Below are 15,680 nucleotides of genomic sequence, written 5' to 3' on the forward strand. Positions count from 1 at the left end.
ATTTTTTATAAAATTTATGTTTACATATTACCTATTACATAGGTATTTTAATTAGCATTTTTTAAAATAAATTCATAACTTAATTTATTAAAAATAATATAAAATGTGATATAGCAATACTTATTATATATGAACACTTTTAATAATTATTCAAGTTATGCTCAAACATGGCAGAAATTGATTCTTCATTACTAATTCGTCTTATAGTTTCCGCTAACATTTTTGATAAAGTTAAAACACGTACGTTAGATAATATCCTAATATTAAAATTTAATGGAATGGAATCACAAACAATTATTTGATCAATGATTGATCGTTTAATATTTTTATAAGCATTTCCGGAAAAAATAGGATGAGTTGCATAAGCAAATACTCTTTCAGCCCCTCTTGCTTTAAGAGCTTCAGTTGCTTTACATAAAGTACTTCCGGTATCAATCATATCATCTACTAGTATACAATCACGATTTGTAACGTCACCAATAACATTTAAAACTTGTGACACGTTGATACGTGGTCGTCTTTTATCTATAATAGCCATGTCGATATCATTAAATAATTTAGCAATAGCACGTGCTCTTATTACTCCTCCAATATCTGGAGATACTACAATAGGATTTTTTAAATTTTGTTGTATCATATCTTCTAAAAGTACAGAGCTACCAAAAACATTGTCTACTGGTACATCAAAGAATCCTTGTATTTGTTCTGCATGTAAATCAACTGTTAAAATACGATCAACACCTACATTAGAAAGAAGGTCCGCTACTACTCTAGAAGTAATCGGAACTCTTGCAGAACGAACTCTACGATCTTGTCTAGCATAACCAAAATATGGAATAACAGCAGTAATACGACCTGCTGATGCTCGTCTTAATGCATCCACCATAACAACAAGTTCCATTAAATTATCATTTGTTGGAGCACATGTAGATTGAATAATAAAGATATCTCCACCACGTACATTTTCGTTAATTTGTACATTAACCTCTCCATCACTAAAACGGCCAACAGATGCGTCACTTAAATTAATACATAAATTATTAGCAATTAATTTAGCTAAATCTGGTGTGGCATTACCTGCAAAAAGTTTCATATCTAGATAAATGACCTATAATATTTGTGATAAATATTATAGTATAAAGTATGTTATAAAAATAAAATATTATGAAAGTTTATTTAATAAACATTATAATCAATTATTTATTATATTGCGATAATCTCTGATGTAACGGAGAAATATTTGTTCCTTCAGATATAATACTTCGTGTTTGCATAGGAAGCAATTTTTGAACTTTAATAGCAGATGATTTGTCTTGAAATTCCGCAAATATACAAGATCCAGTACCTGTTAATCTTGATAAAGTATATTGAGATAACCATATAAGGTGTTGTTCAATTATAGGGAACATTTTTTTTACTAAAGGTTCAAACTCATTATAAAATGGTTGATTTAATAATTGTATAATAGAATGTTTAGTTTTGTTGTGTTTTAATTTAAAAATACTAAAAATTAATTTCGTAGAAATATTAATTGGTATCATTAAAATTAAATACCATTTTTTTGGATAATTAATGGGTGTCAATATATTACCAATACCTTCAACAATAGATGTTTTGCCATATATAAAAGCAGGTATATCAGTTCCTAACATTAAACCTAATTTAGCCAATATTTTTAAACTTAATTTAGTTCTCCATTGTTGATTAAGTGCTACAAGTACTGTGGCAGCATTAGATGAACCGCCTCCTAAACCACTACCAATTGGTAATATTTTATATAAATAAATATTCGCTCCAGGAGCATTACCTTTAGGCCAACAATAAAACTGTAATAGCTTTGCTGCACGTATAATTAAATTATGTTTATTTTGTATTTGGATAATTGAATTAAATAAACATATTTTACCATCAGAAGTTGGAATAATTTTTATAGTATCGCCGTAATTAAGGAAGTGGAATAAAGTTTGTAATACATGGTAACCATCTGAACGACGTCGAATAATATGCAAAAACAAATTTAATTTAGCTGGTGAAGGCCAGTGAATAATCATATCAAAATTTTAATTAAAGATTATTTATTTTTTAATTTATTTACATGAACTGATATAATTAATATTATGTTAGTCTTGTAATATTGTTTTAAGTCCAAAATTTTTACATTGTGTTTTTATAATACAAAAAATAATGTTATTAAAATAATCATGCTATTATTATGTAACAAAATTCAATATCTTAATAATAAGTGATTAATTATATATTTTAATATCATAAAACCTATAAAAACACAATTTTCTTTAAAAGATACTTGTTGTTTATTGTAATAAAAAAACAAAAGAATTACGAAATGATTATACAATAGAATATAAATTCTATATGAATCTATACATATTACAAAGTTTTATTGTAAAAATGAACTATGCAAAAATTCATGCTAAATATGTAGTTATTAAAAATATTATAAGATAAAATAGTATAAAAATATATTTTAATAAAATAATTAATAAATATATTTTATTGATAATTTATATTATTATGAAGCTTTCTATAATTAATAAACTAAAAAAATTGCAAACTCGTTTTAAAGAAATAGAAATATTACTTAGTGATAAGAATATTATGTCTAATAAAGCACAATTTCGTGCTTTATCTAAAGAATATGTACAATTAAACAATATAGTTGCTTGTTTTGAGCGTTGGATGTTAACAAAAAAAGAAATGTATAATACAGAACAAATGCTTAATGATCCAGAAATAAATCAAATAGTACAAGAAGAAATAAAAAAAATAAAAATTAATCAAAGTAAACTTGAACAAGAATTACAAATATTATTATTTCCTACAAACTCTGATGATAAGAGAGGTTGTTTTGTTGAAATAAGAGCTGGAACTGGTGGTAATGAAGCTGCATTATTTGCAGGCAAATTATTTAGAATGTATACTCGTTATGCTGAAACAAAAAATTGGGAAACAGAAATTATTAATATTAATGTCAGTGAGTATGGTGGATACAAAGAAATAATTACTAAAATTCCTAATGAAGGAGCGTATGGTCGGCTAAAATTTGAATCTGGAGGTCATCGTGTACAAAGAATACCACATACCGAATCTCAAGGTAGAATCCATACATCTACTTGTACTATAGCTGTAATACCAGAAATACCGGTTTTGGAGTTACCAATTATTGATTTTAACGAATTAAGAATTGATACTTTTCGTTCTTCAGGAGCTGGAGGACAACATGTTAATACTACAGATTCTGCAATTCGTATAACTCATATACCCACTGGAATTGTAGTTGAATGTCAAGATGAGCGATCACAACATAAAAATAAAGCCAAAGCATTAGCTGTATTAGGTTCTCGTTTATATAATTTTAAAGTACAACAACGACAGAAAAAAGAAACTTCGACTAGACGTCTTTTATTAGGTACAGGCGATCGATCTGATAGAATACGAACGTATAATTTTCAACAAGGACGAGTAACAGATCACCGAATCAATTTAACTTTATATCGATTAAATGAAATTATAGAAGGTAATTTAGATATATTAATTGAACCTATTATGCAAGAATATAAAACTGATCAATTAACCCTATTAGCCAAATAAATACTAATGATAATGACTTGGAAAAAATGGTTAGAATGGGCTCAAACACAATTGTATTGTTCTACTAGCCCACGACTTGATGCAGAAATTATTTTAAGTAAAATACTTAATAAATCACGTACTTATATTTTAGCATTTGATGACACTGTGTTGAATGAAATAGAAAAATATAATCTTCTTAAACTACTGTATCGAAGAAAACAAGGTGAACCCATAGCTTATTTGATAGGAATGCAAGAATTTTGGTCTTTAAATATTCAAGTATATTATGATATTTTTATTCCCCGTTCTGACACAGAATGTCTTGTAGAACAAGTATTAAATTTATTTACAACGCCCAATATAAAAGTGTTAGATTTAGGCACTGGTTCTGGAGCTATTGCGTTAGCAATAGCTTCAGAACATCCAGAATGGGATATAACTGCTGTAGATTGTCAAATGCAAGCTATAAAACTTGCTTGTGCTAATGCTGTCCATTTAAACTTAAATAATATACTATTTTTATATGGAAATTGGTTTAATTTATTGCACAATAATTATTACAACGTAATAGTAAGTAATCCACCTTATCTTGATATTCAAGATTCACATTTACTATGTGCAAATTTAAAATTCGAATCTAAACAATCTTTAATTTCAGCAAATCAAGGATTAGCAGATTTAAATATCATTATAAAATATTCACCTAAACATTTATTGCATGGAGGATGGTTAATTGTAGAACATGGTTGGAAACAAGGACGGTGTGTACGTGTTTTATTTAAAAATTCTGGTTTTAAAAAAATTGTTACATTGCGAGATTACAACAAAAACGAAAGAGCAACTTGTGGACAATGGTGTTATTAACATAACATTAATAATATCTTGATTATAGCTAATCATATAAACATAAAATTTGATATTTTAAATAAAATAATCTTTATTAAAATAACAAAGTTATGATTTAAGTTTAAATTTTTATTGTAAATTTATTTAAATATAACAACTTAAAATATAAAAAAAATGTAATGTTTAAAATTTATTGTGTATATCAAACTAACAATAGATAGTTATTATGATCTTAAAAAATACTTTTATTGAAACTGATAATATCAATATTTAAAAATATTTTAAATAAACATCATTAAAATGATAAATTGTTTGTATATAAAAAAAATGTTAATGATATATTACATAAAGTTAAAATATTTTTTGTAATAACAAGTTTATTAAGGTTGTGCAAAATTACATAAAAATATAGGTATAATATGAAAGGAATAACGGTAAATATTGGTAATATTAATGTGAACAACAATTTACCATTTGTATTATTTGGGGGAATGAATGTTCTGGAGTCGCGTGATTTAGCTATGACCGTGTGTGAACATTATGTAAAAACAACACAAAAATTAGGAATACCTTATGTATTTAAGGCTTCTTTTGATAAAGCAAATCGTTCGTCATGCTATTCATACAGAGGTCCTGGTTTAGAACAAGGATTAAAAATATTTCAGGAAATCAAGGAAACTTTTAAAGTAAAGATTCTAACTGATATACATGAACCTTATCAAGCAAAAATTGTATCCAAAGTAGTTGATGTTATTCAACTGCCAGCATTTTTAGCGCGACAAACGGATCTCATTTTTGCGATGGCAAAAACCAATTTAGTAATAAATATAAAAAAACCACAGTTTATTAGTCCCGGACAAATAATTAATATTGTAAATAAATTTCGTATATTTGGAAACAATCGAATTATTTTATGTGATAGAGGCAGTGTTTTCGGATATGATAATTTAATAGTAGATTTTTTAGGATTTAAAGTGATGCACACAGTTTCAGGAGGATGTCCCATTATATTGGATGTTACTCATTCATTACAAATAAGAGATCATTCATTAGTTTCTATTTCTGGAGGAAGACGAGAACAAATAGGTGAGTTATCTCGAGCTGGTATAGCAATAGGTATTGCTGGTTTGTTCGTTGAAGCTCATCCTAATCCAGATTACGCTAAGTGTGATGGTGCATCAGCACTACCATTGCATAAATTAGAACAGTTTTTAAATCAAATTAAAGCTGTTGACGATTTAGTAAAATCATTTTCAAATTTAAATATAGAATGATATTCCGTAAAATATTTATTATATTTTTTATTATAATTCAAATTTATTGTGCATTGTAAAGTACAATATATTAACTTTTTGTTAAAGTAACTATATTAAAAATTGATTACATATATCAATGTTTTAAATAACAAACGATACATAAGAATGTTTTATATATAAAATATCAGAAAATAAATTAAATATTAATATATCATTTACTAATAAAATTTTTTCACCTGAACTTTGATAAAAAAAATTAGATGTTTTTTCTTTGTTAATACAAAGATATATTTTTTAGATTATTTTAATTATAAATATTTATTATGTTATAATGAAAACGGTAGAGTACGATTAAAATTGTTTATATACATAGAATAAAAATTAATATAATTAACTAAATATACACTATATTTAATATTTAAATATATGGATGCACGTGACCATCGTAAACTTGGAAAACAACTAGATTTGTATCATATGCAAGAAGAAGCTCCTGGGATGGTATTCTGGCATAATAATGGTTGGATAATTTTGCATGAATTAAAAAAATTTATACGTACAAAGTTGAAAGTTTATCAATATCAAGAAGTAAAAAGTCCTATAATGATGGATCGTGTATTATGGGACAAAACCGGACATTGGGAAAATTATGCAGAACATATATTTTCTACAGTTTCAGAAAATCGTGATTATTGTATTAAACCAATGAATTGTCCTGGGCATATACAAATTTTTAACCAATCTTTAAAATCCTATAAAGATTTACCAATACGTATGGCAGAATTCGGTAATTGTCATCGTAACGAACCTTCCGGGTCTTTACATGGATTAATGAGAGTGCGGAGTTTCCTTCAAGACGATGCTCATATTTTTTGCACTATATCTCAAGTACGTGAAGAAATAAAAAATTGCATAAAAATGACATATGATATATATGCTACATTTGGATTTAATAAAATTATTGTTAAACTTTCTACTCGCCCAGAAAAACGTATTGGCAATGATACATTATGGGATGTAGCAGAGCATGATTTATCTAGTATTTTAACTGAAATTGGAGTATCATTTACATATCAAAAATTTGAAGGAGCATTTTATGGCCCCAAAATCGAATTTTCTTTACTTGATTGTTTAGATCGCACTTGGCAATGTGGTACGGTACAATTAGATTTTTCTCTTCCACATCGCCTGAATGCTTTTTACATTAATAAAAAAAACGAACGAATTGCACCAATAATGATTCATAGAGCTATTCTTGGCTCAATAGAAAGGTTTATCGGTATTTTAACAGAAGAATTTTCAGGTTTCTACCCAACTTGGTTAGCTCCAATACAAGTGGTCTTAATGAACATTACTTCTGATCAAACTGATTATATTTTAAAATTAGCACAAAAATTATCTCAACATAATATTAGAATAAAATTAGATTTAAGAAATAAAAAAATAGGCTTTAAAATTCGAGAACATACTTTACATCGTATACCGTATATGTTGGTATGTGGTAACAAAGAAATAAATATGAATAAAGTTGCTGTGCGTACTTTCCGTGGCAAAACTTTAGGTCATTATGACATTAATATCTTTATAAAAAAGATACTATATGAAATTAAAAATTATGGTCTTAATCAACTGGAGAACAACGTATTAAAGGTGGAAAAAAAAATTATTTAACACGTTCTAATCGTGTTAATCAAAATATTCATGCAGTTGAAGTACGATTAACTGATATAAATGGTAAACAAGTTGGTATTGTTAGTTTACGTGAAGCACTTGCACAAGCTGAAGCATCAGGAGCTGATTTAGTTGAAATTAGCTCAAATGCTTTACCTCCTGTATGTCGTATAATGAATTACGGTAAATTTCTTTATGAAAAAAACAAATCTTCAAAAGAACAAAAAAAGAAACAAAAAACAATTCAAATTAAAGAAATAAAATTTAGACCCAATACTGAAGAAGCTGATTATCAAGTAAAATTACGTAACTCAGTTCGTTTTCTTAAAGATGGTGATAAAATAAAAATAACATTAAGATTTCGTGGCGGAGAAATAGTGCATCAACAAATAGGTACGAAAGTATTAAATCGTGTGCGTAAAGATTTAGAACAAATTTCAATAGTGGAATATTTTCCTAACAAACTTGAAGGTAAACAGTTAGTTATGATTTTAGCACCAAAAAAATAACAATTTAATATCAAAAGTAAGTATATATAATTTACTCAATGTTTTATTTTTTTACAAAAATATTTTTTATAAAAATATAGAATGTTATTATAGAGATTAGTAATACATGTTTAAAATAAAAACAATCAATAGCGTTAAAAAAAGATTCAAAAAAACATCTTCTGGTACATTTAAGTATAAACATGCCAATTTACGTCACATTTTAACTAAAAAGTCTAGCAAAAGAAAACGTCATTTACGTCATAAATCCATAATTGCTACAAATCACTTAGTGCGTATAAAAAAATTTTTACCATATTTTTAATTTAATACAATACATCATTAAAATATGTAATTGCTTGCATCATCATCCAGGAGACATAATGACACGTAGTAAAAATAGCGTTGTTTCACGAATGCGTCATAAAAAAATAATAAAACAAGCAACAAGTTATTATGGCGCTCGTTCACGTACATACCGTACTGCTTTTCAAGCAGTCATAAAAGCAAATCAATATTCTTATCGTGATCGACGTCAAAAAAAAAGACAATTTCGTAGGCTGTGGATTACTCGAATTAATGCTGCAGCCAGATTGCATGGCATTTCTTATAGTAAATTAATTAACAAATTAAAACAATCATCTATAGGATTAAATCGCAAGATTCTTGCAAATATTGCGATTTTGGATAAAAAAACTTTTGCAAATTTAGTAAATTTATCAAAAAAAAATGAAATTATGTGAATAATATTTATAAAAAAATTTATTAAAATGTAAAAATAATTTATATATATTTATTTTCTATACATATATTGATATTTATATATATTACATTGGTTATAAAAAAATATTTTTATTTATTTATACCGATAAAATTAAATTTATATTGATATTGTATAATTAATAATTATAAAATATTGGAACTTTCTTTGCATCTCAACTATATATTTTAATCGAAATAAACTGGTAAATAAAAAATGTTAAATATTTCAAATTTAATTACACAAGCTAAAAAATATATAGAACAATCTCAGGATTTACGTGCACTAGAACTAATAAAAGTAGCTTTTTTGGGTAAAAAAGGATATATAAAGCAACAAATAGCAATGTTATGCAGTTTGACATATGAAGAACGAATAAAAAGAGGTAAATGTATTAACCAAGCTAAACAACTAATACAAAAATTAATTTATGAACGTACAAATATATTAGAACTAAAATTAATTAATGAAGAAATTTTAAAAAATAAAATAGATATATCTTTGCCTGGTCGAAAAATAGATAATGGTAGATTACATCCAATAACACTTGCTATAATTAAAATCAAAAATTTTTTTAAAAAATTGGGTTTTAACACAGTATATGGGTTAGAAATTGAAGATAATTATCATAATTTTGATGCTTTAAATATCCCTATACATCATCCAACTCGTACGGATCATGACACTTTTTGGTTAGACTCACACAGACTGTTACGAACTCAAACTTCTAGCATACAAATTCGTACTATGAAATCACAACAACCCCCAATTCGTATTATTGAATGTGGCCGCGTTTATCGTAATGATTACGACAAACAACATACCCCGATGTTTCATCAAATAGAAGGGTTAATGATTGATGTAAATATTACTTTTTCTAATTTAAAAGGAATATTATATGATTTTTTGCATGATTTTTTTAATAAAAATATAAAAATTCGTTTTCGGCCATCTTATTTTCCATTTACAGAGCCATCCGCAGAAATTGATATTATGGAGGAAAAACAGGGTGTATGGTTAGAAATTTTAGGTTGTGGTATGGTACATCCTAATGTATTACGTAATGTTGGTATTAATTTAGAAAGATTTTCAGGATTTGCTTTTGGTATAGGTATAGAACGATTAGCAATGTTAAATTATGGAATAACAGATTTACGTGTATTTTTTAAAAATGATTTACGTTTTTTACAACAGTTTAAATAAATCTTAATAATAAGAGTTATTATTGTGAAGGTTAGTGAATCCTGGTTACGAGAATGGATTGGTTCGGACCTGAATATTAAGGAATTAACTGAATCCTTGACTATGTCCGGATTAAAAGTAAATTCATTGCATCCTGCTGCGAATTATTTTGATGGAGTAATTATTGGAAATATAATAGCATGTAGACAACATTTTATTTATAATGATTTATGGATAATAAAAGTAAATATTGGTGATGACAATCCATTAAATATTGTGTGTAGTGCAACTAATTGCACTACACATTTAAAAGTTGTAGTAGCCAAATCGGGTGCAACTATAACTGGTAAAAAAAAAATAAAAACTATTGAAGTACATGGATACAGATCAGAAGGTATGTTATGTTCTTTTAAAGAACTAGGTATACTTAATTCTGGTTCTGATATTATTATATTGCCTGACGATGCACCTATAGGATTAGATTTTAGAGATTATTTAAAATTTGATGATAATGTTATTGATATAAGCATTCCTTTTAATAGAGGAGATTGTTTGGGGTTACTTGGAATTGCTCGTGATATAACAATAATTAATAAATTATTGTTACAAAAACCACAAATTCACTCTATACAACCAATTATTAATGATATATTACCTATTCATGTTTCTGAACCTAATGCATGTCCTTGTTATTTAGGTAGAATAATAAAAAATATCGATAATACTATATCTATACCATTATGGATGAAAGAAAGATTAAGGCGTAGTGGAATATGTTTTATTAATCCAATAATGGACATAATAAATTATGTTAGTTTAGAATTAGGTTATCCAATCAATGCTTTTGATCTAAATAAAATTTCTGGCAGTGTTTTTGTGCGTTTAGCAAAACAAGGAGAATCATTACAACTATTGAATAACACAAAAATAAATATTCAAACAGATACATTAGTAATTGCAGATCAAAAACAACCATTAGCTATAGCTGGTATTGTAAATGGAACAAATTCAATTGTTGATAAATCAACTTGTTCTATTCTATTAGAATGTGCGTTTTTTTCTTCATCTATTCTTATAGGTAAAGCAAAAAGATATGGTTTATCTAATGCCTTGTCATATCGTTATGAGCGAGGCATCGACCCTACATTAACTAAAAAAGTTATGGAACGTATTACATTTTTTTTAGTTAAGATTTGTGGAGCTTATCCAGGCCCAATATTGAATGTCACGAATTTAAATATGTTACCTAAATTAAACATGATTATTTTACATAAAAGTAAATTAAATAAGTTAATAGGTCATTTTATTTCAAATGACGAAATAAATAACATTTTAACAAGAATTGGTTGCAAAGTAACACAAATTACTAAAGATTGGAGAATATCAATTCCTTATTGGCGCTATGATCTTAAATTAGAAGAAGATCTAATAGAAGAAATAATAAGAATATATGGTTATGATAAATTACCTATGAGTTCAATATATAGTACTTTAAAAACTATTAATATCAATAAAAAACAATTTTCATTATTAAGAATTAAAAACCTTCTTGTGGATCGTGGTTATCAAGAAGTTATTACATATAGTTTTGTAAATCCAATAATTCAAAATTTATTATTTCCACAAAAAAAATCATTAAAAATTGCCAATCCTACTTCAATAGAAATGTCTGTCATGCGTTTATCATTATGGAGTAGTTTAATAAGCACAATTATTTATAATCAAAACCGTCAGCAACAAAGAATGAAATTGTTTGAAAGTGGTATGGTGTTTTTTTCAGATAAAAATGAACCATGGAAAATTGGTCAACATTTTATGTTATCTGGAATTATTACAGGAATGCGTTATGAGGAATATTGGGATCATAAAAATCATTATTTCATGGATTTCTATGATATAAAAGGTGATGTTGAAGCAATATTAAATATGACTAATAAAATAAATAAGATAGAATTTAAAGTAACGACTAATACAGCATTACATCCAGGACAAAGTGCAGGAATATATCTTAAGAATGAATGTATTGGATTTTTAGGTTTGATACATCCTATACTAGAAAAGCAATTAAATTTAAATAGTCATACATTAGTTTTTGAAATTTTTTGGGAAAAAATTTCAAAAACTAATGTATCCAAAATTTTTAATGTTACTCGTTTTCCTATTAATCGTAGAGATATTAATATTATAGTTGCAGAAGAAATTGCTGGAGGAGATGTTATTAATGAATGTAAAATAATTTTAAAACAAGAATTAATTAATATAAAATTATTAGATGTATATCGAGGAAATAACATAAGTAAAGGTTTTAAAAGTTTAACTATTAGTTTGTTTCTATACAATGATTATCACACATTGACAGAAATAGAAACTAACGAAATTATTGTAAAATGTATACAGAAATTAAGAAAAAAATTTCAAGCATCTTTAAAAACATGAATAAATATAAAATAAAAGAATTCTTTAAAGTAAAAAAAGCAATAATTTTATTTAAAATAATAGATGCAGTATGGTTAATCAATTTTAATTATATATTTAAGGAAAAACATGACATCTTTACGATTATTAATATCTGACTTTCATAATCCATGGTTTAATTTAGCTATTGAAGAATGTATTTTCCGTCAATTAGAAAATAACCAAAGTATATTATTTTTATGGCGTAATCATAATACTGTAGTTATTGGTAGAGCTCAAAATCCATGGAAAGAATGTAACACGCGTCGTATAACTCGAGATAAAGTCTATCTAGCTAGAAGAAGCAGTGGAGGTGGTGCTGTATTTCATGATTTAGGTAATACATGTTTTACGTTTATATCTAATCAAATTGATTATAATAATCAACTATCTACTCATATTATTCTTGATGGATTAAAGAACTTTAATATCAACATTAAAGTCTCTGGAAGAAATGATTTAGTTGTACAGACTGCAGAAGGAGAACGCAAGGTAAGTGGTTCAGCTTACCGCGAAAGTTCTTATGGAAAATTGCATCACGGAACTTTATTATTACAAACTAAACTGGATAAATTAGCATATTATTTGAACCCTGATATAAAAAAACTAAAAAGCAAAGGTATTACATCTGTTCGTTCTCGTGTTGCTAATTTAATTGAATTTAATAAAAATATTAACCATAATCAATTATGTTATTTTTTACAACAATCTTTTTGTAAATTTTATAAAAAACAAATTGATCCAGAAATTATTTCTTTAAAAAATATATTAAAAATACCCGGTTTTTTACAACAATTAACAAAACAAAGTTGCTGGGATTGGAATTTTGGTGCCGCTCCAATGTTTAGTCATCATTTAGATACTTATTTCGCCTGGGGTAGCGTAACATTACATTTTGACATTAAACATGGTATTATCACTCGAAGTCGTATTTTTACAGATAGTTTATATCCCGATCCCTTAGAAGCATTAGCTCAAAAATTAATTGGAACACCGTATAATATTCAAAAAATTAAATATTGCTGTCAACACTGGTTATTATCATGGCCTAAATATGAAAATTTAGTGGATGTAGTAGATTGGCTAATTAATAGTATATGTTAATTAATAAAATGATTGTAAAACTTAATTTAATTGTAATTTAAATTACTATTTATATTTTAATACCATACATTTTATTTTTCAATTATTAATAATACAACAATACAATAAACATTGTTCAGCTATTATTAGAAAATTATGTTATAATAACCGTTATCAATTTAAATTTTAATCGTTTTATTAACGTAATAGATATTTTAATACAATTTAATTAATTTATATTTTTGTATCATGTTAAAACATTTTGCGTTATTTTTATGCAAACATTATTTTCAATCTAATGAAAATTAAGTAATGAAATTATATATAAATATAAAATTTTTTATTTATTAAATTTTGTGAAGTAAAATAGGTGAATTTAAATGACAATTAATTTAACAAGAAAAAATAATTCAATAATTTTACCAAAAAAAAATACTTGGCAGGGATTAAATGTTAGCAATGCCGCAATTAAACAAATTAAATATTTAATGAAACAACACATTGATATGCTGGGGTTACGTATTGATATTAGAAAATATGGATGCGCAGGGTTCGGTTATATTGTAGATAAGGCTACTATATCAAATAAAAAAGATTTAGTATATGAATACAATGGAGCTAAATTATTCGTTTCATTAAAAGCTATGCCATTTATTGATGGTACTCAATTAGATTATGTTAAAGAAGGTTTAAACTACATGTTTAAATTTGATAACCCTCAAGTGCAATTTATTTGTGGATGTGGACACAGTTTTAATGTTTAAAGAGATAACTAATTTATGATACAAAAAAAAACAAATAATTCTAAAAAAAAATATAACGTTACTCAACAATGGTTAACGCAAAACAAAAATTATAAAGAAGGTTTTTTTACTAAAGTAAGAAATGAAGAATTAATGCATGGTATTAATGAAAAAATAATACATGCTATTTCAGAAAAACGTAATGAACCAAAGTGGATGTTAGATTTTCGCATTAACGCTTATAACGCTTGGATTAATATGAAAGAACCTCATTGGTTAAAAGCACAGTATCCAATGTTGAAATACAATAATTATTGTTATTACTCTGCTCCTGTTTGTTCAAATAATCAAGAAAAATATGCTCATCGTCCTAATATAAATAATGAAAATAAAACTAATTATTTAACTAATGAAGTAGAAGAAGCATTTAATAAATTAGGAGTGCCAGTACATGAAGGTACCGGAATAGCTGTTGATGCTATTTTCGATTCTGTATCTGTAGCTACTACGTATCGAGAAACATTGTCCAAACAAGGAATTATTTTTTGTTCGTTTAATCAAGCTATTCATGAACATCCAGATCTAGTTCGTAAATATTTAGGTAGTGTAGTTCCATATAATGATAATTTTTTTGCTGCTCTAAATTCTTCGGTAGCTTCTGATGGAACATTTGTATATATACCCCAAAATGTACAATGTCCTATGGAACTTTCAACATATTTTCGTATTAATTCATCAAAAACAGGTCAATTTGAACGTACTATTATTATCGCTGATAAAGGTAGTTATGTAAGTTATATTGAAGGATGTTCCGCTCCGATACATAATCATAACCAACTCCATGCAGCAGTTGTAGAAATTATCCTTATGGAGCATGCTACTGTAAAATACTCTACTATTCAAAATTGGTTTTCTGGAAATAAAATCACAGAAGGAGTATTAAATTTTGTTACCAAAAGAGCATTATGTTTGGGTGAACATTCAAAGATGTCATGGATTCAATCAGAAAACGGTTCTGCTATTACATGGAAGTATCCTAGTGTAATTTTAAAAGGAAACTATTCAATTGGCGAATTTTTTTCAGTTGCAATAACTAATAATTATCAACAAGCAGATACTGGAACTAAAATGATTCATATTGGTAAAAATACTCACTCCACTATTATTTCAAAGGGTATAGCAACTGGTAATAGCGAGAATACATATAGAGGTTTAGTGAAAGTTATACCTAACGCTATTAATTCACGTAACTTTACACAATGTGATTCAATGCTAATTGGTGATAAATGTGGTGCTCATACTTTTCCACATATAAATATACAAAACGATTCTACTAAATTAGAACATGAAGCTACTACTTCACGTATTAGTGAAGATCAATTATTTTATTGTAAGCAACGAGGAATTAGTGAAGATAATGCTATTTCTATGATTGTAAATGGATTTTGTAAAGATGTTTTTTCTAAATTACCTTTAGAGTTTGCTGTAGAAGCACAAAAATTATTAAACATCAGTCTTGAACACAGCATAGGTTAAATACAATAATCAATAATACAATTTATATAACATAAGTTTGTAAATTGCAGTAAACGGTACGTGTTAAACA

The 15,680-nt window shown here is 26.4% G+C and carries 13 protein-coding genes and 1 pseudogene; 12 read left to right on the top strand and 2 right to left on the bottom strand.

The genetic code is table 11. The features are described 5' to 3' along the window. Window positions 1-139: 139 nt before the first annotated feature. Window positions 140-1,093 carry a ribose-phosphate pyrophosphokinase gene (locus BOBLI757_RS01755; RefSeq protein WP_046304955.1) on the bottom strand — a complete coding sequence of 318 codons (954 nt, stop codon included), beginning with the start codon at window positions 1,091-1,093 and terminating at the stop codon, window positions 140-142. Between the two features lie 103 nt (window positions 1,094-1,196). Then, complete coding sequence (gene ispE, locus BOBLI757_RS01760; RefSeq protein ID WP_046304957.1) at window positions 1,197-2,051, bottom strand: 4-(cytidine 5'-diphospho)-2-C-methyl-D-erythritol kinase; 855 nt, start codon at window positions 2,049-2,051, stop codon at window positions 1,197-1,199. A 481-nt stretch (window positions 2,052-2,532) separates the two neighbouring features. Between ispE and prfA the strand changes: the two genes are divergently transcribed. From prfA to sufB, 12 genes and pseudogenes are all read left to right on the top strand, one after another. After that, the gene (gene prfA, locus BOBLI757_RS01765) at window positions 2,533-3,609 is read left to right on the top strand and encodes a peptide chain release factor 1 (RefSeq protein ID WP_046304959.1); all 1,077 of its coding nucleotides are present in this window, start codon (window positions 2,533-2,535) and stop codon (window positions 3,607-3,609) included. A gap of 12 nt (window positions 3,610-3,621) precedes the next feature. Beyond that, window positions 3,622-4,455, top strand: coding sequence for a peptide chain release factor N(5)-glutamine methyltransferase (gene prmC / locus BOBLI757_RS01770; protein WP_046304961.1), 834 nt, complete (start codon window positions 3,622-3,624; stop codon window positions 4,453-4,455). A 401-nt stretch (window positions 4,456-4,856) separates the two neighbouring features. Then, window positions 4,857-5,711: a 3-deoxy-8-phosphooctulonate synthase gene (gene kdsA, locus BOBLI757_RS01775; RefSeq protein ID WP_046304962.1), complete on the top strand. Its 855-nt coding sequence runs from the start codon at window positions 4,857-4,859 to the stop codon at window positions 5,709-5,711. A gap of 417 nt (window positions 5,712-6,128) precedes the next feature. After that, window positions 6,129-7,364, top strand: a pseudogene (gene thrS, locus BOBLI757_RS01780) (threonine--tRNA ligase); the annotation flags it as partial. Beyond that, window positions 7,337-7,873, top strand: coding sequence for a translation initiation factor IF-3 (gene infC / locus BOBLI757_RS03250; protein ID WP_071840891.1), 537 nt, complete (start codon window positions 7,337-7,339; stop codon window positions 7,871-7,873). The pseudogene thrS and the gene infC, both read left to right, overlap by 28 nt. Window positions 7,874-7,979: 106 nt before the next feature. After that, a complete protein-coding gene (rpmI, locus tag BOBLI757_RS01790; protein ID WP_046304966.1) occupies window positions 7,980-8,177 on the top strand; it encodes a 50S ribosomal protein L35 in 198 nt (65 codons plus the stop codon). A gap of 58 nt (window positions 8,178-8,235) precedes the next feature. After that, a complete protein-coding gene (gene rplT, locus BOBLI757_RS01795) occupies window positions 8,236-8,595 on the top strand; it encodes a 50S ribosomal protein L20 (RefSeq protein WP_046304968.1) in 360 nt (119 codons plus the stop codon). A gap of 233 nt (window positions 8,596-8,828) precedes the next feature. Further along, window positions 8,829-9,815: a phenylalanine--tRNA ligase subunit alpha gene (pheS, locus tag BOBLI757_RS01800; protein WP_046304970.1), complete on the top strand. Its 987-nt coding sequence runs from the start codon at window positions 8,829-8,831 to the stop codon at window positions 9,813-9,815. A gap of 24 nt (window positions 9,816-9,839) precedes the next feature. Beyond that, complete coding sequence (gene pheT / locus BOBLI757_RS01805) at window positions 9,840-12,230, top strand: phenylalanine--tRNA ligase subunit beta (RefSeq protein ID WP_046304972.1); 2,391 nt, start codon at window positions 9,840-9,842, stop codon at window positions 12,228-12,230. A gap of 108 nt (window positions 12,231-12,338) precedes the next feature. After that, the gene (locus tag BOBLI757_RS01810; protein ID WP_046304974.1) at window positions 12,339-13,352 is read left to right on the top strand and encodes a lipoate--protein ligase; all 1,014 of its coding nucleotides are present in this window, start codon (window positions 12,339-12,341) and stop codon (window positions 13,350-13,352) included. A 359-nt stretch (window positions 13,353-13,711) separates the two neighbouring features. Further along, the gene (locus tag BOBLI757_RS01815) at window positions 13,712-14,095 is read left to right on the top strand and encodes an iron-sulfur cluster assembly accessory protein (RefSeq protein WP_046304976.1); all 384 of its coding nucleotides are present in this window, start codon (window positions 13,712-13,714) and stop codon (window positions 14,093-14,095) included. Window positions 14,096-14,110: 15 nt separating this feature from the next. Beyond that, complete coding sequence (gene sufB / locus BOBLI757_RS01820) at window positions 14,111-15,610, top strand: Fe-S cluster assembly protein SufB (protein WP_046304979.1); 1,500 nt, start codon at window positions 14,111-14,113, stop codon at window positions 15,608-15,610. Window positions 15,611-15,680: the final 70 nt, after the last annotated feature.

It is taken from the genome of Blochmannia endosymbiont of Camponotus (Colobopsis) obliquus (assembly GCF_000973545.1).
Lineage (GTDB): Bacteria > Pseudomonadota > Gammaproteobacteria > Enterobacterales > Enterobacteriaceae > Blochmanniella.